Origin of the sequence: Kitasatospora sp. RG8 (genome assembly GCF_017813315.1) — a bacterium.
In the GTDB taxonomy this organism is placed as follows: domain Bacteria; phylum Actinomycetota; class Actinomycetes; order Streptomycetales; family Streptomycetaceae; genus Kitasatospora.
Genome location: NZ_JAGIYX010000008.1, coordinates 93,227 through 111,284, shown reverse-complemented (window position 1 = coordinate 111,284; position 18,058 = coordinate 93,227). Strand labels below are relative to the sequence as shown.

The 18,058-nt window shown below is 73.8% G+C and carries 17 protein-coding genes; 4 read left to right on the top strand and 13 right to left on the bottom strand.

Going from position 1 to position 18,058, the window contains the following annotated elements; translation table 11 throughout:
* Nucleotides 1-10: 10 nt before the first annotated feature.
* Both J5Y04_RS14800 and J5Y04_RS14795 read left to right on the top strand, forming a co-directional pair.
* Nucleotides 11-2,101 (top strand): M48 family metalloprotease, encoded by a 2,091-nt coding sequence (locus tag J5Y04_RS14800; RefSeq protein WP_209412461.1) that lies wholly within the window; start codon nucleotides 11-13, stop codon nucleotides 2,099-2,101.
* A gap of 106 nt (nucleotides 2,102-2,207) precedes the next feature.
* The gene (locus tag J5Y04_RS14795; RefSeq protein ID WP_209412460.1) at nucleotides 2,208-2,624 is read left to right on the top strand and encodes a VOC family protein; all 417 of its coding nucleotides are present in this window, start codon (nucleotides 2,208-2,210) and stop codon (nucleotides 2,622-2,624) included.
* A 133-nt stretch (nucleotides 2,625-2,757) separates the two neighbouring features.
* Here the strand turns inward: J5Y04_RS14795 and J5Y04_RS14790 are convergent, their stop codons facing one another.
* The 4 genes from J5Y04_RS14790 to J5Y04_RS14775 form a co-directional block, all read right to left on the bottom strand.
* Nucleotides 2,758-3,546 (bottom strand): DUF6597 domain-containing transcriptional factor, encoded by a 789-nt coding sequence (locus tag J5Y04_RS14790; RefSeq protein ID WP_374106026.1) that lies wholly within the window; start codon nucleotides 3,544-3,546, stop codon nucleotides 2,758-2,760.
* Nucleotides 3,547-3,619: 73 nt separating this feature from the next.
* Nucleotides 3,620-4,024 carry a hypothetical protein gene (locus J5Y04_RS14785; RefSeq protein WP_209412459.1) on the bottom strand — a complete coding sequence of 135 codons (405 nt, stop codon included), beginning with the start codon at nucleotides 4,022-4,024 and terminating at the stop codon, nucleotides 3,620-3,622.
* A 97-nt stretch (nucleotides 4,025-4,121) separates the two neighbouring features.
* Nucleotides 4,122-4,532, bottom strand: a complete 411-nt coding sequence (locus tag J5Y04_RS14780) for a roadblock/LC7 domain-containing protein (protein WP_209412458.1) — start codon at nucleotides 4,530-4,532, stop codon at nucleotides 4,122-4,124.
* Between the two features lie 94 nt (nucleotides 4,533-4,626).
* Nucleotides 4,627-5,496: a MarR family transcriptional regulator gene (locus J5Y04_RS14775; protein ID WP_209412457.1), complete on the bottom strand. Its 870-nt coding sequence runs from the start codon at nucleotides 5,494-5,496 to the stop codon at nucleotides 4,627-4,629.
* 555 nt (nucleotides 5,497-6,051) lie between these two features.
* Between J5Y04_RS14775 and J5Y04_RS14770 the strand changes: the two genes are divergently transcribed.
* Together J5Y04_RS14770 and J5Y04_RS14765 are read left to right on the top strand one after the other, a co-directional pair.
* Complete coding sequence (locus J5Y04_RS14770; protein ID WP_209412456.1) at nucleotides 6,052-6,420, top strand: hypothetical protein; 369 nt, start codon at nucleotides 6,052-6,054, stop codon at nucleotides 6,418-6,420.
* 183 nt (nucleotides 6,421-6,603) lie between these two features.
* Nucleotides 6,604-7,776: a CopD family protein gene (locus tag J5Y04_RS14765; protein WP_209412455.1), complete on the top strand. Its 1,173-nt coding sequence runs from the start codon at nucleotides 6,604-6,606 to the stop codon at nucleotides 7,774-7,776.
* 249 nt (nucleotides 7,777-8,025) lie between these two features.
* Here the strand turns inward: J5Y04_RS14765 and J5Y04_RS14760 are convergent, their stop codons facing one another.
* The 9 genes from J5Y04_RS14760 to J5Y04_RS14720 all read right to left on the bottom strand — a co-directional run bounded on the left by J5Y04_RS14760 (nucleotide 8,026) and on the right by J5Y04_RS14720 (nucleotide 18,009).
* Nucleotides 8,026-8,703, bottom strand: coding sequence for a response regulator transcription factor (locus J5Y04_RS14760; protein WP_209412454.1), 678 nt, complete (start codon nucleotides 8,701-8,703; stop codon nucleotides 8,026-8,028).
* Nucleotides 8,700-10,031 (bottom strand): sensor histidine kinase, encoded by a 1,332-nt coding sequence (locus tag J5Y04_RS14755; protein ID WP_307853118.1) that lies wholly within the window; start codon nucleotides 10,029-10,031, stop codon nucleotides 8,700-8,702. The genes J5Y04_RS14760 and J5Y04_RS14755 overlap by 4 nt, the downstream gene beginning before the upstream one ends.
* Nucleotides 10,032-10,124: 93 nt before the next feature.
* On the bottom strand, nucleotides 10,125-10,973 hold the full coding sequence (locus J5Y04_RS14750) for an ABC transporter permease (protein ID WP_209412453.1): 849 nt from the start codon (nucleotides 10,971-10,973) through the stop codon (nucleotides 10,125-10,127).
* Nucleotides 10,970-11,929 carry an ABC transporter ATP-binding protein gene (locus tag J5Y04_RS14745; RefSeq protein ID WP_209412452.1) on the bottom strand — a complete coding sequence of 320 codons (960 nt, stop codon included), beginning with the start codon at nucleotides 11,927-11,929 and terminating at the stop codon, nucleotides 10,970-10,972. The genes J5Y04_RS14750 and J5Y04_RS14745 overlap by 4 nt, the downstream gene beginning before the upstream one ends.
* 208 nt (nucleotides 11,930-12,137) lie before the next feature.
* Nucleotides 12,138-13,559, bottom strand: coding sequence for an MATE family efflux transporter (locus tag J5Y04_RS14740; protein ID WP_209412614.1), 1,422 nt, complete (start codon nucleotides 13,557-13,559; stop codon nucleotides 12,138-12,140).
* A 23-nt stretch (nucleotides 13,560-13,582) separates the two neighbouring features.
* Nucleotides 13,583-14,614 carry a cysteine synthase family protein gene (locus tag J5Y04_RS14735; RefSeq protein WP_209412451.1) on the bottom strand — a complete coding sequence of 344 codons (1,032 nt, stop codon included), beginning with the start codon at nucleotides 14,612-14,614 and terminating at the stop codon, nucleotides 13,583-13,585.
* 34 nt (nucleotides 14,615-14,648) lie between these two features.
* The gene (locus J5Y04_RS14730) at nucleotides 14,649-15,986 is read right to left on the bottom strand and encodes a Y4yA family PLP-dependent enzyme (protein WP_209412450.1); all 1,338 of its coding nucleotides are present in this window, start codon (nucleotides 15,984-15,986) and stop codon (nucleotides 14,649-14,651) included.
* A complete protein-coding gene (locus J5Y04_RS14725) occupies nucleotides 15,977-16,966 on the bottom strand; it encodes an ornithine cyclodeaminase family protein (RefSeq protein ID WP_307853117.1) in 990 nt (329 codons plus the stop codon). The genes J5Y04_RS14730 and J5Y04_RS14725 overlap by 10 nt, the downstream gene beginning before the upstream one ends.
* A gap of 53 nt (nucleotides 16,967-17,019) precedes the next feature.
* A complete protein-coding gene (locus J5Y04_RS14720) occupies nucleotides 17,020-18,009 on the bottom strand; it encodes a TauD/TfdA family dioxygenase (RefSeq protein WP_209412449.1) in 990 nt (329 codons plus the stop codon).
* Nucleotides 18,010-18,058: the final 49 nt, after the last annotated feature.

The following is an 18,058-nucleotide window of genomic DNA, read 5'->3' as shown; positions in this document are numbered from 1 at the left end:
GGTGCGGTTCGTGCTGCTGATCGCGGTGGTGGCCGCAGCGGGGGCGATCCTGCTGAACGGCTCCTCGTCCGTGCTCCTCACCGCGGTGGACCTCCGAGAGACGCTCGACTACTCCGAGTGCGCCACCCGCGCGGCCGAGACCGCGGCCCGGCTGCGCGCGGGGGACTCCACGGTGACCGTCCCCGACTACGAGTTCGACTGCCGGGACCCGCGCGCCGCCACCGGCCGGCTGATCCCCCTCGCCGCCACGGCCTGTCTGCTGCTGGCCGTCGCCTGCGTCTACGTCTGCCTGCCGAAGTGGCGGAGCAGGCGGCGCGGCTACCGCCCGACGGCCGGCATGCCGGAGCTCACGGCGTATCTGGAGGACGTGGTCCGCGGAACGGACGTGCGCGCCCGGGTCTCCTTCCTGTTCGAGCCCCTCGACGCGGGGGTCTCCGCCCTGGCCTTCGGCCGGGTGGGGCAGCGCCGGATCGTGTTGAGCGGCGGGCTGGTGAAGCTCTTCGCCGACGACCGGGGCGCGTTCCGCACCGTGGTCCTCCACGAGCTCGCGCACATCCGGAACCGGGACGTGGACGTCACCTTCCTCACCCTGATCGTCTGGCGCATGACCGGGCCGCCCCTGCTGGCGATGGCGCTGATCTCCCTGACGGGCGCCGTCACGATCGACGAGCGGCCGGTCGTGGCCACCATCCTCGCCTTCGCCGTCGAGGTGCTCGTCCTGGCAGTGCTGGTCACGCTCCTCAGGAACGCCGTGCTGCGCAGCCGCGAACTGCACGCGGACGCCCGCGTCGTGCAGTGGGAGGGGTCCGCGGCCCCGGTGAGGAGGCTGTTCGCCGAGTTCGGCCTGGCGTCCGTGCCGGCCACCGCCCGCCGGCCGGCCGCCCTGCGGGTCCACCCGTCGCTCGCCGAGCGCGACGCCGCGCTGGACGACGGCCGGGTCCTCTTCCCCACGGGCTTCTGGGACATGTGCGCGGTGGGGGCCGCCGCGGAGTTCCTCTACGAGTTCCTGCGGCTCGGTCCGATCGGCGGCGGCACCCGGACCGGTGTCGTCACGGACACGGTGGCGGCGGTGGCGGTCGCCACGCTGCTCGTCGGCGCGGCCGGCACCGTGCTGTGGCAGGCCTCGGGAGCGGCGCCCGGAGGCGTCCCGCCCGCCCTCGTCCGGAAGGCCGGGCTCGGGCTCGGGGCCGGGCTGGGAGTGTCGCGCCTGCTGGCGCCGGCAGGGGTGTTCAACCTGGCGACGCTCGACGGCAGGGGCGCCGAGATCGCCGTCCCGTACGCGGTGTTGCTCTGCCTGTGCGGCTGGGGCATCGCCCGGTGGCTGGCCCTGGTGGCCCGGACGTGGATGCCGGTCGTGCTCCGCCACCGCCGTCCCCGTCTGGTGCTCCTCGCGGTCCTGGGCGTGTCGACCGTCGGTCTCGCCCCCGCCCTGGACTTCCTGCTGGGCCTGCCGACCATGGTGCTGTTCGCGGTGTCCTTCATCGCTCCCGCCGTCCCGGCGCTGCTGGTCTTCGTCGGCAGCGTGCTCTACCTGGCCGCCGCCCGGATGTCGACGGTCCTGACGCCGCTGGTCCTCACCGCCGGGCTGGTCCCGCTCGTCGGGCTCCGCGTCGCGTGGCGCAAGGGCATGGCCCACACCTTCCCCGGCTTCGGCCCACCGCTGCGGACGGACGGGCTCCTCACGCGGTTCGGCGTTCCCGCGGGGGCCGCGGCGGCCTGCCTCGGTGTCCTGATGCCGCTCTCGGGCGTCTCGCTCACCGGCTGGGACCCCGTGCCGGTGGTCTGCGCCGCCCAGGTGACCGCCGCACTCCTGGCCGGCCGGGGCTACGCGCCGCTGCCGCTCTCCCGGGGGCTGCTGGCCGCGTACGGCGCGGGCGTCGTCGCCCTGCTGCTCTGGTTCACGGTCATGGACGGTCTCGCGGGCTGCGACCCCGGCGAGGCCGGCTGCCGGGCGCAGTTGACCGCCCGTCAGGTCCGGTTGTCCCTGGGCCTGTCCTCCGTGGGGACGGCGGTGGCCTGGGCGGTCCACGCGACGCTGCTCGCCCTCACCCGGCGCGCGGGCCATCGCGCGAACGGCCATCGCACCACCGGTCACCGCTGACCGCCGGGCTCCGTGCCGCCGGGCACTTGCTGTCCGGGCACCGCTGACCGCCGGATGTCCGTTTTCTCCAAGACCCGTCGCCCGCCCGCTGCCTAGGCTGCGGGCCATGAACACCGTACAAGCACCGCAATTCGCCTTCATCGGTCTCGTCGTCTCTGACCTGGCCGCGTCGCTGGCCTTCTACCGGCGCCTCGGGGTCGGGTTCCCCGAAGGCTGCGAGGACCAGCCGCACGTCGAGGCCGCACTGCCGGGCGGTCTCCTCCTCGTCCTCGACACCGAGGAGACCGTCCGGTCCTTCCACCCGTCGTGGCGCCCGCCGGCCGGGGGCGGCCGGATCGGGCTGGCGTTCCGCTGCACGGACCCCGAGCACGTCGACGCGGTGTACGAGGACCTGGTCGCGGCCGGTTACCACGGCGAGCTGAAGCCGTGGGACGCCTTCTGGGGTCAGCGCTATGCCACGGTGCACGACCCGGACGGCAACGGCGTCGACCTCCTCGCACCCTTGCCCGGCGCGGCCGGGTGAGCCGGGGGTCCTTCTCCGGCCCCCCTTCCCGCCCGGCCCCCCTTCCCGCCCGACCGCCCGACCGCCCGACCGCCCGACCGGCGGACGGGCGGGAAGGGCGGAGGGGCGGACGACGGGAGTCCGCCGGCGGACCCTAGCGCCGGACCAGTCCGCTCAGCGACTCCCCGGTCAACTCCCTGACGTCGCGTGCCAGATGGGCCTGGTCCGTGTAGCCCGTCACGGCGGCGGTCTGCGCGAAGGCGACGCCCGAGCGGGCCAGGGCGAGGGCGCGTTGCAGGCGGAGGATCCGGGCCAGGGTCTTGGGGCCGTAGCCGAAGGCGCCCAGGGACCGGCGGTGGAGCTGTCGTGCGCCCAGCCCCACCGACTCGGCGGTCGCCGTGACGGATCGGCCGGCCTCCAGGGACGCCACGACGGCTCCGAGCAGCGGGTCGGCGGGTTCGGCCTCGGCCGCGAGGAGCACCGCCAGGTCCTCCAGGGCGGCGGCCGGGTCCGGCGCCGCGTCGACGCGTTCCGTGAGACGGCGGACCCTGGCACCGGGCCAGAGATCGGCGAGGCCGACGCGCTGGTCCCTCAGCTCGTGGGCGGGCACTCCGAGCAGGGCGGGGGCGGTGCCGGGGTAGAACCGGACGCCCGCCCACGGCCCCTCACCGCCGGCACCGGGCCGGTGAGCACGGGTGTCGGGCCCGGCGACGAGGAGCCGGCCCCGGGTCCACAGCAGGTCCATGCAGCCGTCCGGCAGGACGGACGGCGGCGCGGGCGCCTGGAGGGAGAGCGGCACCGACGCCTGTGCGGAGAGCCGCACGGACGGCTGGCCGGATGCCTGCGCGGACGCCGGCCCGCCGACGGGCCGCCCGGCGGCTCCCCTCGTCCACACGACCGCGCCGGGCAGCCGGGACGCGCGCTCCGCGTACTCGAAGGACACGGGACGAAGGCTACGCCTCCCGGCCGGCGCGCCCGCCGGGAGCGGGGAACGCCGGCCGGGCCGTGCGGAGCGGTCACAGCCGGCCGTGGTCCTTGAGCACCCTCCGGGCCTGGGCGAACAGCATGCCGACGTTGACCGTCTTGCGGCAGACGACCACGGCGACGATCTCGTCGGTGCTGTCGATCCGCAGGAAGAGGTGTGCCAGGTTGTCGCTGTTGACGAGGATCTCCTGGAAGTAGTGCCGGTCGCTGACGACCCCGCGCCGCTCCTTGAAGATGCCCTCGATCATCACCACGTTCCGGCCCTGGAAGAGGTCGAGGGTGGCCGCCGCCAGCATGTCGAGGACCTCCGGCGGGTGCGAGTCCACGGTCTCCACGGACAGCAGCATGCCCGTGGACATGTCGATGACCCCCGCGGCCACGCAGTCCGGAACCTCGGCGCGCAGGGTCTTCACCAGGCTCGCGATCCTCTCGGCCATGCTCCGGGACCCTCTTGCTTCCGACCCGCTCACTTGCGCTCCTTCTCCGTGTCGTCCTGGAATGGCGCCGCTGTCGACTCCGTGGTCGACAGCCCGGCTACCGGTGGGGATGGTCGGCCTCGCCCTGGCCGCTCGCCGCGGTCAGCAGCACGCTGATCCGCTCCGCGGACTCCTGGGCCTCGGCCTGCAGTCGCTGCACGTCCATGCCGGCGTCGCCGAGCACCCCGATCAGCGCCATGTCGCCCACGGCCCGGGCGACCAGGTAGCCGTCGGTGAACTGCGACACGGTGTGGTGGAGCCGGCCCTTGCTGCTCATGCTGCCGGCGCGGCGGGCGATGCTGAACGAGGCCGCGGTGAGGGCGGCCAGGCCCTCGGCCCCCGCGGTCTCGTCCGTCTCCGAGGTGATCACCAGCCCGTCGACGGAGGCCACCACGACGTCGGTGACTCCGACGACGCGGTCCCGGAGCACCCGCACCTCTGCGGCCAGCTGGTCATGTCTGTCTGTCACGGTTCTCCCGTTGATTGGTCTCCGGGCGCCGACGAGCCGTCGCCGCCCGGTCCGTTCATCCACCGGCACGCGCCGGGTACGTCCGCGGTGACTGCTACTGCGCGCTGCCGAACCGCCGGTCCTCCGCGGTGAGCGCCGCCGGGGGCCGCCAGGGTCCGGAGACGGGGCGCAGGGGAAGGACGCCGGTGATCCCGCTGGTCCCCGGCCGGCGGCGCGGCAGTCGCGACGCGTCCTCCGTGCGGCCCGGCTGACCGGTCGGCTCCGGGGACCGTCCGTACTCCGGGGCGGGGGCGGGCCCGTCGGCCGCCCCCGTGGCCGAGGGCGCGACGTCGACCAGCCCTTCGTGCAGCAGTCGCGAGGCCTCGACCGTCACGGCGTAGAGGCCCCGTCCGAGCAGGAAGGCGATGTCCCGGGAACTGCGCCTGCCGTTGGCCTTTTGCAGGATGTCGCGCCGTTCGCCGGCGATCCCGTCGTCCAGGAGCCGGGTCCCGGCGTCGGTCCGCGACAACCGGTCGCGGAACGGTGAGACCGGCTGTCCGCCCAGGGCCCTGATCCGCCGCTCGGTCTCGCGGCTCAGCCACTCCGGTTCGACGCCCTCCGGAGCGGCGAAGCAGGTGGCCGGCGGCTCGGGGTCGAGCGCGACCCGGTCGATCCGGCCCATTCCCATCGCCAGGGCCCCGTCCAGCGCCGCCATCGCGCAGATCAGTTGCAGTTCGGCCGAGCCGACCAGTCCCCGGGCGACCAGTTCGGCGCCCACGCGCCTCCCGGCGGCCCCGGCCCGGGCCGCCGACGCCCAGTCGGCCTCTGTGACCCGGCCGGAGCGCAGGAGGAGGGTCTCGACTCCCGGCGAACCGGGGGAGGCGACCTCCAGGATGACGCCGTCCTCGAGGTGGAAGCGGCCGCCGGGGTCACCCGTCACGAGGAGCGTCCCGGAGAGGCGGCCGTGCGGGACCTCCCTCAGCACCCTGGCGAAGTCCAGCCCCGCGCCGCCCGGCCGCGAGGCCGCGGACAGCGGCAATACCCTCGCGGACCCGGCTTCCCCCGTACGGGGACCGGGATTCCGGTGCGTCGGTATTCCGATTTCTGACATGTCTCCGCTATCGACCGTGTTCTCCTGGACACCTGCCGCCGACGTTCCCGGAAGTCGGCTCAGGAATCGCACTGTAGTCGCAGGGACAGGATTTCGGTTGGACGGGCGGGAATTGAACGCTTGTCCGTTCCTGGTGACTCCTTGTGCATCATTGATGAGACAGTGACATTCAATTCTGGCGGATCTTGTTCGCCGGTCGGATGCCCGATGCCCGATGCCGGATGCCTGATGCCGGATGAGGGAGTGCCGCCGCCGGAGCACGTCGACGGCGGGCGCCGGCCTCCGGTGGCCCGCGGTCGTGCGGATCCGCTGCGGCAGCTGCGAGTTCCGGTCGTGCGGGGCGGCCGTCGCCGCCTCGCCGCACCGCCGCATCGGCGTTACGGTGAACCGGGCGGCAGGCGTGTGCGGCCCGTCGAAGGAGGTCCCGCCATGGCGCGTGGATTCGCCAGGGTCGACAACCCGGGCAACCTGATTTCCTCCCAGGGCGTCACGGGAATGGCGAAGGCCCTGAGTGACGGTCGACCAATTCCGTTCGGGGCCTACTGCTTCAAGCTCGAATTCACGCCCCTGGCGGTCGTCGCCTGTTCGGTCGCGCATCCCGACGACAACAGGTACGGGCCGTTCGGCCCGATCCTGTACACGGCCGGGCCGAACATCAGCGGCATCCTGACCACGGACGACAACGGGTCCCCGGTCGAGTGCCCGGCCGGGTTCCAGGACGCGGCAGTGATCGGCCGCGTACCGTCGGGCGTCGGGCTGGGAATCGCCTACGGCGGCTTCTACGTCCTCTTCGAGTAGCCCGCGAGCCTCCGTGGGGTCCGCCCCTCCATGGCCGGGGCGAGGAGCGTTCCCGTTGGTGCGCCCGGCGCCGTTCTCGGCCGTCGGTGCAGCTCAGGGCACCGTTGCTCACGAAATGGTGACGATCGGCCGAACTGTGGTCAGCCGATATAAGGCTGACCTTATTTAGGCTAGCCTCACCTTATGCACACTGCCTCGTTGGCCGCGACCACGGCCGGATACGCCATGCCCCAGCTCTGGCGGGCCCTCACCAAGACCGGCTACTTCATCGGTCTCAGCGGGGCCATCGGCGCCACCGTCACCTACGCGACCACGGTCCGCCCGGCACTGCGGGCGCCGGAAACGAACACCGAGGACGCTCGACTCCTGCGCAGACGCACCGCCCGCTACCTCGCCTGGGCCGGCGTGGTCCTGCTGGTCGCGGGCTACTTCCAGCTCGCCGCGCGCGTCGCCCGGGCCGGCAAGGGGATGCCCTTCGGTGACGCCCTCGCACCGGACCGGATCTGGCACTACCTGCGGGCCCCTGCGGCCAAGGGCGCCTGGATCGCCCAGGGCACCGTCCACCTGGTCCAGAACCTCGTCCTGGTGGCGACCGCCGCCACGCTGATCGCCCTCTTCGTACCGGCCGCCCGCCGTCACACGGACCGGATCGCCCTGACGGCCCTGCCGCTCTCCCTGGCGGTCACCCTGATCGCCGGCGTGCCGACCACGACCCCGGCCGACCTCGACGCGTGGCTCAACCCGGTCTTCGACCAGGCCCACATCGTCTCCGGCACCGTCTGGCTCGGCGGACTGGCCCTGCTGGTCGCCCTGGCCGGCACCCGCAAGCGCCTCGGCGCCGGCGCCGGGCTGCTCTGGGCCGACACCTGGCGGCGCTTCGGCCTCGTCGCCATGGTCTGCGTCGGCGCGGTCACCATCTCCGGCCTCTGGCTCAGCTGGAAGCACGTGGGCGGCATCTCCCAGCTCTGGACCACCGGCTACGGCATCGCACTGCTCGTCAAGATCCTCCTGGTCGCCGGCCTGGTCACCGCGGGCGCCTTCAACCAGTTCTGGCTGATGCCCCGCATCGTCCGGGCCCGCACCACCGACGACACCGCCTCCCTGCTGCACCTGACCCTGCGGCACTTCCCCAAGGTCGTCTGGGGCGAGGTGGTCCTCGGCGTGGCCGTGCTCGTCGTGCTCCCGTACATCTCCGGTTCGGCCCGCACCGAGGCGGGCAGTCCGAAGGCCGTCTCCTCCGGCACCCTGTTCGCCGGCGGCGCTGCTCTCGCCATCGCGCTGCTCGTCTCCCTCTACGCCACCGCCAAGGCCTCGGACGCGCTCGCCCGCCGCGGGCTCCCGTCCGCAGCGGCCTGACGGTCGCACCCTCCGCGGGGTTGCGCACGGGGTGGGGTGCGGGTGAGCAGACCGGCTCACCGGCACCCCACCCCGTGCACGCGCACGCAGGTCGTCACCCCCCCGGGTACGCCGAGGAGGCGAGCGAGGAGACGTCAGCAGCACGGACCGTCGGCCCGGTGAGTCGGCCCGGTGAGCCGGAACGGGTGGCGGAGCGTACCGGCGTCGGCTGGCGGGAGGGGGCGGGGAGGGCTGAGGCAGGGAGGGCGGTCAGGCCGGCGGGTTCGGGTGGGTCAGGCCGCGGTCGTAGGCGAAGATCACAGCCTGTACGCGGTCCCGAGCGCCGATCTTGGCCAGGACCCGGCTCACGTGGGTCTTGACCGTGGATTCCGCGAGGACCAGCCGTTGGGCGATCTCGGCGTTGGTCCAGCCGTGGGCGATGGCGACGAGGATCTCCCGTTCGCGGTCGGTCAGGGAGTCCAGGCGTTCGTCGGGAGCGGGCATCGCGCCGGGGGGACGGAACGGCAGGCGGTGGGCGTAGGCGTCGAGGAGGCGCCGCGTGATGGCAGGGGCCACGACCGCGTCGCCTTCGGCCACCGCGCGGATGCCGGCGAGGAGCTCTTCGGGGCGGGCGTCCTTGAGGAGGAAGCCGCTGGCCCCGGCGCGCAGCGCGGCGTGGGCGTACTCGTCGAGGTCGAAGGTGGTCAGGACGAGGATGCGCGAGCGGCCGCCGGTGGCGACGATCTGACGGGTGGCCTCGATGCCGTCCATGCCGGGCATGCGGATGTCCATCAGGACGACGTCCGGCCGCAGGTCGGCGGTCAGCCGGACGGCCTCGGCGCCGTGGGCGGCCTCGCCGACCACCTCGGTGTCGGGCTGGCTCTCCAGCAGCATCCGGAAGCCGTAGCGCTGCAGGGGCTGGTCGTCCACGATGAGGACGGTGGTCACGTCGGGCCGCCTGTCGGGTCGGGGGTGAGGTCGAGTTCGGCCTCGACGGTCCATCCTGCCCCGGGGCCGGGTCCGGCCGTGACGGTGCCGCCGTACACCGCCGCGCGTTCACGCATCCCCGAGATCCCGTGCCCCTCGGTGGCGCCGTGTGCGGGCGCGCGGTCAGGGCCGCTCGGGCCGGTGTCCCGGACGCGCACCTTCAGCCGGGTGGGGTCGGCGGCCAGGGTGACGTGGGCCCGCGTGTCGGGGCCGGCGTGCTTGAGGGTGTTGGTGAGGGCCTCCTGGACGATGCGGTAGGCCATGAGCTGGACGCCGCGGTCCAGCTGGTCGAGGTCGCCGGCCGCGGTGTAGAGGACCTGGGGGCCGGCGGCGCGGATCCGGGTGCACAGCGCGTCGAGGTCGCCGATGCCCGGCTGCGGGGCGAACTCGGCGGCCTGGTCGCCCTGGTCGCGCAGGACACCGAGCATGCGGCGCAGCTCGCCGAGTGCCTGGCGGCTCGTCTCCCCGATCAGGAGCAGTGCTTCACGGCCTCGGTCGGGAGCCGCCTGGGCCGCGTAGGCACCGCCGTCCGCGAGGGTGACGATGACGGACAGGTTGTGGCCGATGATGTCGTGCATCTCACGGGCCACCCTGGCCCGCTCGTGGGCGGTGGCGAGCCGGCTGCGCTGGTCGCGCTCGATCTCCAGCCGGGCTGCGCGCTCGCGCAGCCCGGCGAGCTGGGCGCGGCGGATCCGCACGGCGATGCCGAGGGCGACCGCGGCGATCGCGGCGCTGAACAGGAAGAACAGCGCGTCGCCGACCGACACGCCGGAGGACAGCTCGACCGCGACCAGGGCCAGGGCGCCGGCCATGGCGCCGCACGCCCAGGCCAGCTTCCGCAGGCTGCCGTGCAGGGCGAGGCTGTAGAGGGCGACCAGCAGGGCCGCGTCCGCGCGCAGCGCGGCGCCGAGCGACCACTGGAGCACGAAGACGGCCATGATCGCTGCGAAGGCCGCGGCGGGCCGGCGGCGCCGCCACAGCAGCGGCAGGACCAGGCCGGCCTGGAAGGCCAGCATGGCCGGCAGGGCCAGGTGGGTGAAGGCGATCCGGTGCTGGTGCGGGGAGTCGCCGTCGGCGTGGAACGGGCCGGTGGCGCTGCCCCGGACGAGGTCGGGCACGCAGAACAGCACGAAGACCACGGCGACCACGGCGGTGTCGAGGACCCAGGGGTGGTTGCGGTCCGCCTGCCGGACGCGCTGGCCGAACCGGGCCAGGCGGCCGAACACCGGGTGGGCCGACAGCAGGTCGGTGCCCGGGGCGGCGGCGTGCTGGTCGTTCACGGTTGTCACCTGTCCATCGTCGCCCGGTCGCGCCGGGCGCCGGTCCGGTCGAACGAGAAGGGGTGCGGCGGCGGGGGTGCGCGCCGCCGCACCGGCGGTTCCTCAGGCGTCGGTGCGCACCAGGCGCACGGCGGCCCCGGTCAGGGCGAGGACGGTCCACCCGAGGAAGACGATCAGTCCGGCGGTCGGGGACAGGGTGGTGGTGTCGTGGTGGAGGGCGAACATCGCCTCGCCCGCGTGGCTGGGCAGGTAGGGGCCGATGTGGTCCTGCCACGAGGTGGGTAGCAGCGCGGTCAGCCCGGGGATCAGCATCAGGGTGGCCACCAGGACGGCGATGCCGCCGGCCACCGAGCGCAGGAGTGCGCCGAGGGCGACGCCGATCGCGCCGACGAGGCCGAGGTAGAGCCCGGCGCCCAGCAGGCCGCGCACGACGCCTGCGTCGGAGAGGGTCATCGCCGCGCGGGTGCTGGAGAGGATGTGGCTGTCGGCGAGGAAGACGGCGAACACCCCGGCGGTGCCGAGCACCAGCGCGATCAGGCCGAACACGGCGGCCTTGGACCACAGCACGGGCAGACGGCGCGGCACGGCGGCGAGGGTGGAGCGGATCATGCCCGTCGAGTACTCGCCGGCGGCGACCAGCACGCCGAGGACGCCGAGCGCCAGCTGGGCGAAGTTGGTGCCGAACAGCGACAGGCTCAGGGTGCTCGCCTGGGCGAAGTCCCGGTCCATCGGGCGGCCCGAGGCCATCCGCGACTTGAACTGGAACGCGGCGATCAGGCCGAAGGCCACCAGGAAGAGCAGGGCCAGGCCGAGGGTGATCCAGGTGGAGCGCAGCGACCACAGCTTGGCCCACTCGGAGCGCAGCACGCGGCCCGCCGTCACCTTGTAGGCGTGGCGCTCGGCCCGGCGGTCGGCGCTCGTGGACGTCGGGCTCGGGGCGATGGTGCTCATGCCACGCTCCTCGGGGTGTCGGTGCCGACGGTGTCGGCGGCCTTGGCGGTGGTGGTGCCGTGGTACTCGACGGCGTCCCTGGTCAGGTCCATGAACGCCTCCTCCAGGGAGACCGTCCGGGGGGTGAGCTCGAAGAGGGCGATCCCGTGCTCGGCGGCGGTGAGGCCGATCTCGCGGGCCGTGCGGCCGGTGACGAGGAGTTCCTCCGAGCCGGCCCGGCCGGTGATCTCCACGCCTGCTCCGGCCAGGGCCGAGCGCAGCCGGACCGAGTCGGCGCTGACGACCTTCACCGCGTCTCCCCCGGCCTCGCGGACCAGCTCCTGCACGGTGGTGTCGGCGAGCAGCCGGCCCCTTCCGACGATGATCAGGTGGTCGGCGACGAGCGCGACCTCGCTCATCAGGTGGGAGGAGACGAAGACGGTGCGGCCCTCGGCGGCGAGCGAGGTGAGGAGGTTGCGGATCCACAGGACGCCCTCGGGGTCGAGGCCGTTGACCGGTTCGTCCAGCATCACGGTGGCCGGGTCGCCGAGCAGGGCCGAGGCGATGCCGAGGCGCTGGCCCATGCCGAGCGAGAACGCCCCGGCACGCTTGCGGGCCACCGAGCCGAGGCCGGTCAGCTCGATGACCTCCTCGACCCGGCGGCGCGGGATGCCGTGGGTGTGGGCCTGGGCCATCAGGTGGTTGAAGGCGGAGCGGCCCGGGTGGATCGACTTGGCCTCCAGCAGCGCGCCGACCTCCTGCAGCGGTGCCGCGTGCTCGGCGTAGCGGCGGCCGTTGACCCGGACCGTCCCGCTGGTGGGTGCGTCGAGGCCGACGATCATCCGCATGGTGGTGGACTTGCCGGCTCCGTTGGGCCCGAGGAAGCCCGTCACCGTCCCCGGCCTGACCGTGAAGTCCAGCCGGTCCACGGCGGTCTTCTCGCCGTAGCGCTTCGTCAGCTGGTGCGCCTCGATCATCGCTCACCTCTGTGCTCCGGGGCCGGGCCGTCCCGGCCGCCCTCGTGTTCCACGCTAGGGGCGGGGGCGGCGCGATCCGTGGTACCGCGGGCCGATCATCGGCGTGCCCGTAGTACCGCGGTACCACGGTCGCCCACGGGTCCGGAGTGTGCCCGGGGGCGGGGCCGTCCGGGTTCCCCGCCCCCGGTGGGGGCCTGCGGGCGGGCGGTCAGGCTCCGGCGGCCACGCTCGCGGGCGCCGCGGCGTCCTTGGCGGTGAGGGCACGGCCGTAGCGGCGCAGGAGGAGGACGGCGGTGGTGGCCAGGCCGACGAGCAGGCCGAGCCACAGGCCGCGGGTGTCGCCACCGAGGGGGTAGGCGAGGAGCCAGGCGGCGGGCAGGCCGACGGCCCAGTAGCCGATGAGGGTGATGCGGAAGCCGCTCCCGGTGTCGTCGAGGCCGCGCAGCAGTCCGACGCCGATGTTCTGGGCGCAGTCGAAGAACTGGAGGACGGCGACCACGGAGAGCAGACCGGTGGCGATGTGCAGGCCCTGCTGGTCGGCAACGGCGTCCGCGTCGAAGTAGGGGCGCAGGACGAGGTCCGGGAGCGTGAGGTACGCGAGGCCGACCAGGGTGGTGACCGCGGCGCCGCAGGCGAGCGCGGTGTTCCTGATGCGGCGGGCGGCGGCGTACGCGCCGAGGGCGAGTTCGCGGCTGACGTTGATGGAGGCGGCGTGGGAGAGGCCGACGGCGACCTGGAAGACGATGTAGACGAGCTGGTTGACGGCGGTGTGCGCGGCGAGCGCCGCCGGCCCGAAGCTGCCGGCGAGCAGGGCGGTGACGGAGAAGAACCCGGCCTCGGAGCCGTAGGTGGCCGCGATGGGGGTGCCCAGGCCGAGCAGGCGGCGGACGGTCGCCGCGTCGGCGCGCCAGAAGTCCGGGCTCAGGAGCGGGGCCAGCTGCGGGTCGCGGCGCGCGGAGGCGTAGAGGGCGAGGAAGGACAGCAGGTGGACGCTGCTGGTGGCGACGCCGATGCCGGTGAGGCCGAGCCGCGGCAGGCCCCAGGTGCCGTGGATGAAGGCCCAGTTGAGGGCGGCGTTGACGGCGACGGAGGCGAGGGTGATCCGCAGCAGGGCCTGGGGGCGTCGCATGCCGACGGTGAACTGGCGGACGGCCTGGAACCAGAGGCAGGGCACGAGGCCGGGGGCGAGGGCGGCGAGCATGCCCTGGGCGCGGTGGGCGATGGTGGCGTCCTGGCCGAGCCAGGTGGCGGCCTGGCCGATGAGGACCATCAGGACGGCACCGGCCAGGCCGGCGAGGGTGGCGACGGCCATCGCGGCACGCACCAGGCCGCGCACCTCGTCGCCGTCCCCGCCGGCGGCGGCCTCGTCGTCGGCCGCGCGCTCGGCGCGGGCTGCTGCGGCTGCCACCTGGTTGCCGACGGAGGTCACCAGCCCGACGCCCATGGTGCGGAGCTGGTTGAAGATCACCAGGGCGAGGCCGCCGGCAGCCAGCGCCTCGGTGCCCAGGACACCCATCATGACGGTGTCGGTGGTGGTGAGGGCGACCTGGGCGAGCTGGGTGAGGGCGAGCGGGACGGCGAGGGCGGCGAGCGCGCGGCTGTCGCGCGCCAGGGTGGTCAGCTGCTGCATGGCGGTTGTCACGTCTCTTGGGGTCAGGGCCTGCGGAGTTTGGAGAGGGACTCGTCGATGTCGGCCTCGACGGCCTCGTCGATGAGGTTGCGGGCGGTCATCCAGTCGTCGTTGAAGACGGTGTCCATGTACTTCTCGCCGCCGTCGTTGATGAACGCGACCATGACGGCGTCCGGCGGCAGGGTCGTCAGGCGGGCCAGGGCGTCGTGGACGACTCCTCCGGCGGAGCCGCCGATGAGCAGACCGGTGCGGCGGGCGACGACGCGGGCGGTGGCGAAGGCCTCGACGTCGCCGACCTTGACGCCCTCGTCGATGAGGTCGTAGTCGACGAGCAGGCCGATGGTGGCGCCCTCGGGGGTGCCGGTGCCGGACTGGTAGTAGTCGTGGGCGGGCGGGCCGAAGGCGATGGAGCCCTTCGGTTCGACTCCGACGACCGCGACGCCCGGCACGTGCTTCCTGAGCTCGCGGGCGGTGCCGCACAGGCCGCCGCCGGTGCCGACCGCGCCGATCAGCACGTCGACCCGGTTGTCGAGGGCCTGGGCGATCTCCCGGCCGACCGCGTGGTAACCCACCGCGTTGCTGGGGTTGTTGTGCTGCTCGGTGAAGAACGTGTTGTCCCTGCCGAGGGCCATCTCCTCGGCGAGTTCCTCGCGGGCGGCGGTTTGCAGTTCCCCGCCGTCGGTGTCGGCGTCGACGTAGACGAGTTCGGTGCCCATCGCCCTCATGCCGCGCAGCTTGTCGGCGGCGGCGTGGTGGTCGACGACGGCGGTGAAGCGGTAGCCGCGCTCGGCGGCGACCACGGCGAGCCCGAGTCCGGTGTTCCCGGAGGTGGACTCGATGATGTGGCCGCCCTCGCGCAGCTGCCCGCGCTCCTCGGCGTCGAGCACCATCTGCCGGGCCATGCGGATCTTGGCGCTGCCGGTGGGGTTGAACATCTCCAGCTTCAGCAGGAGGCGGGCGCCGTTGTCGGCGCGGGCCAGCTCGAACAGCGGGGTGTAGCCGATGAGGTCGGAGATCCGGCTGACCACCGGGGGGCGGGTCAGGGCGTCGGTCATGGTGTGAGGCTCCGTCGGACGTGGTGTGCGGGGGTCAGCGGTCGAGGTGCCAGCGCGGCCGGCCCGCGCCGTCCGGGTGGTCGATGACGACCTTCGGCGGCAGCGGCAGCTCGTGGAAGGGGGACTCGTTGGAGTCCATCTGGTAGCCGGCCGTGTTGGGGTAGACGAGGAGGTCGCCGGGACGGGGCCGGGCGGGGAAGGCGATCTTGCGCCAGCTCAGGAGGTCGGAGTCGAGGCAGCTGGACCCGCCGACGCACGCCCGGAACTCCTTCGTGTCCTCGCCGGGAGACCGCGGAAGGAGCAGCGGCTCGGGCAGGTACTCGCTGGTGAACCACTGCTCGGACAGGCTCAGGCTGGTGCCGTCCACGGTCAGGATGCCGTACCCGGCACGGTCCTTGACGCCCTGGACGGGGAAGACGGAGGACCCGGCCCGGTCGAGCAGTGCGCGTCCGGGCTCCAGCAGCAGCATCACGCCCGCCTCGCGCAGCCGCCGGGCCAGCGGGTCACCGGCTCCGCCCGGACGGGCGGCGAGGACCGCGCGCAGGGCGTCGGCGCCGGCGACGGGCGAGTGGTAGGGGTAGAAGTCGCCCGCGGTGAAGGCCTTGCGGGCGTGGTAGTCGTCGGGGCCCTGGTCGGAGAGGAACGTCTCCCAGGCGCCGGCGGGCACGTAGTCGACGGCGAAGCCGCCGCCGATGCTGATCCGGTCGGCCGGCAGTCCCAGGATCCTTGCTCTGCGGCACAGTTCGACGAGCTCGCCGGCGAGGTCGGTACGGGGCTGCACCTCGTAGCCGGACAGGTGGAAGCTGAAGCCCTCCATCCGGACCCGCTCACCCGCCGAGGCGCAGCGCAGCAGCGCGGCGTCGAGCTGGTGGTCGTCGAGGCCGAAGCGGCTCCTGGGCTGGGCGGGCGGGAAGCGGCGCAGCAGGACGCGGACGGGCCGGGGAACGTCCAGGTGCAGGACGCGCTCCAGTTCGTCGAGGGAGTCGACGGCGACGAGCGCGCCCTGGAGGGCCGCGACGCGCAGCAGGGGCTCGGCCTTGGCGGGGCCGGTGACGACGAGGTCCTCGCCGCGCACGCCGTGGCCGAGTGCCTCGCGCAGCTCGCCCGGGCTCGCCACGTCCACTCCGGCGCCGGCGGCGGCGCAGCGTTCGATGAACGCGGCGGCCTTGTTGGCCTTCTTCGCGAAGTACACCTTGCCGTTCACCCCGGCCCCGGTGAGGGCGGTGCGGAACGCGGCGAGGTTGGCGTCGAACCGCTCCGGCAGCAGGTAGTGGAACCCGCTGCCGAGGCCGTGGGCGAGTTCGTGGAGCAGGCCGCTCGCGTGGATGCGCTCGGCGAGCGGGTCGGGGTGGGCGGGCAGGGTCAGCGCCACAGAGCCACCTCGGTGCCGAGGCCCTGGTCGGCGGCGAGCTGGGCGAAGCGGTGTCCGAGCGCGATGTCGGTGACCACGAGGCCGCTGTTGTAGGCGAAGATCCGCTGGTCGGGGGCGGTTCGGGCCTTGGAGACGCCGGAGATGACGACGGGCAGTTCCAGGTCGACGGCGGGCAGGTTGCCGTCGGCGTCGGCCATGTCGGTGCCGGTGACGCGCATCTGGGCCTCGCTGGTGGCGATGACCCGGTCGGCGCGGTGCAGGGTGGACGGGGCGAGACCGTGGCCGACGAGGATCGCGGTCGCGCCGGGCTTCAGCCAGTCGGCCTCGACGGCGGCGGGGGTGTGACCGCCGGCGGTGGCGACGACGACGTCCGCGTCGCGCGCCGCTCGCTTCAGGTCGGTGACCAACTCCGGCTCGCGGCCGGGGAAGTGGCGCTCCAGCTCCCGGCGGACGGCGGTGATGCCGTCGGGGTGGGTGCCGGACAGCAGCAGGCGCTCCAGCTTCGGCAGGGTGGTGAGCAGGAACGGCAGCGCGAGGCGGCCCTGGGTGCCGGTGCCGATCACGAGCGCCGTGGAGGCGTCGGGGGCGGCGCACTCGCGGGCCAGCAGGGCGGAGACGGCCGGGGTGCGAAGCGAGCCGATGCGGGAGCAGTCCATCATGGCGACCGGCAGTCCGGTGACGTCGTCGTAGACGGTCAGCGTCGTGTAGTAGTGCTGCTCGTCGCGGCCCTTGTCGAGGCCGTGCTTGTAGGAGGTCTTGACGGCGACGACGTTGCGGGCGCCGTCGCGGCCGAGCATGGCGTAGGAGACGGAGTGCCCGTCGGCGGGCTTGACGGTGAGTTTGCGCGGGTTGTCGGACCGGCCTGCGGCCAGGGTGCGGTAGGCCTGTTCGACGGTGTCGACGACGTCGGCGAGGGTGATGTCCAGGCCGGCGAGGTCGCTGGTGGAGAGTACGCGCAGGGTGGTGTCGTCCCGGTCCACGTGGGGTGCCCTTTCGGATGGGTGAGGCGGCCTCTGGAAGGCGGGAGGGTCGGTCAGGAGGCCCAGGCGGTGAGGGCGGCCTGGCCGTAGCCGTGCTCGTCGTGTTCGGCGACCGGGCGGGTGGGGCGGCCCTCGACGCGCACGGAGGCCCGCTTGAGCCAGCGGTCGGTGCCGTCGTAGCGGGCCCGGAAGGGGACGCGGCCGTGGACGACGAGGTCGTTGTCGACGACCAGGACGTCGCCGGGCCGCAGGCTCACCGAGACCGAGACGCGGGCCAGCTCCTGTGCGAGGCGGTCGTACGCCTCCCGCCACGCCTCGTCGGCTTCCTCCAGGGGGGTGTAGGCCGGGTCGTAACGCATGGTCAGGCCCTGGGGCGAATCGAAGAGGGTGGGCACCGGTGCGGGGCGGCCGGGGAACTTCCGGGCCTGCTCGTAGGCGTCGTCGGGCAGGATCGGCGCGACCGGACGCTTCAGCCGGGCGACGTCCTCGTCGGCCAGTTCGGCCAGGCGCACGCTGGCCGCGGTGGTGGCGATGTCGTCGTGGTTGCGCATGCAGCACAGCAGCAGGAGGTGGGCGCGGCCGGGGTGGAAGGCGTCCTCGGTGTGCGGGGTGAGCAGGACGGAGCTGGAGGCGCCGGTCTGCTCGCTCTCGTGGCCGGGCGAGGGGACGATGTTGTGCACGAACCGGCCGTCCTGCTGGCCGTCCCAGGCGATCGGGGTGCCCATCAGCGCGGAGACCAGCAGGAGCACCACGTCCCACCGTGCGCCGGCGTCGCCGACGGTCGACCAGTGGCCGGGTGTCGGACCGAGTTCGACGTCGTCCGGGCGCAGGCCGCGCAGCACGAACAGGCCGTCGGCGGTGTCCACCGGGCGCAGTGCGTGCCGGAGTCCGTTGCCGAGCTGGGCGCACATCACGGGCAGGTCGGCCAGCAGGTGGGGGCTGGTCGCGGAGCCGTGGAAGTCCAGCAACTTGGCGGCGGTGGCGGTCAGTTCCGCGGCGGCGGCGGTGTCGAGACGGCGTACCGGGGCAGGGCAGGTGGGCACGGCAGGGCCTTCCGGGGGCAGGGGGGAGGGTGAGCGGGCACGCGGCATC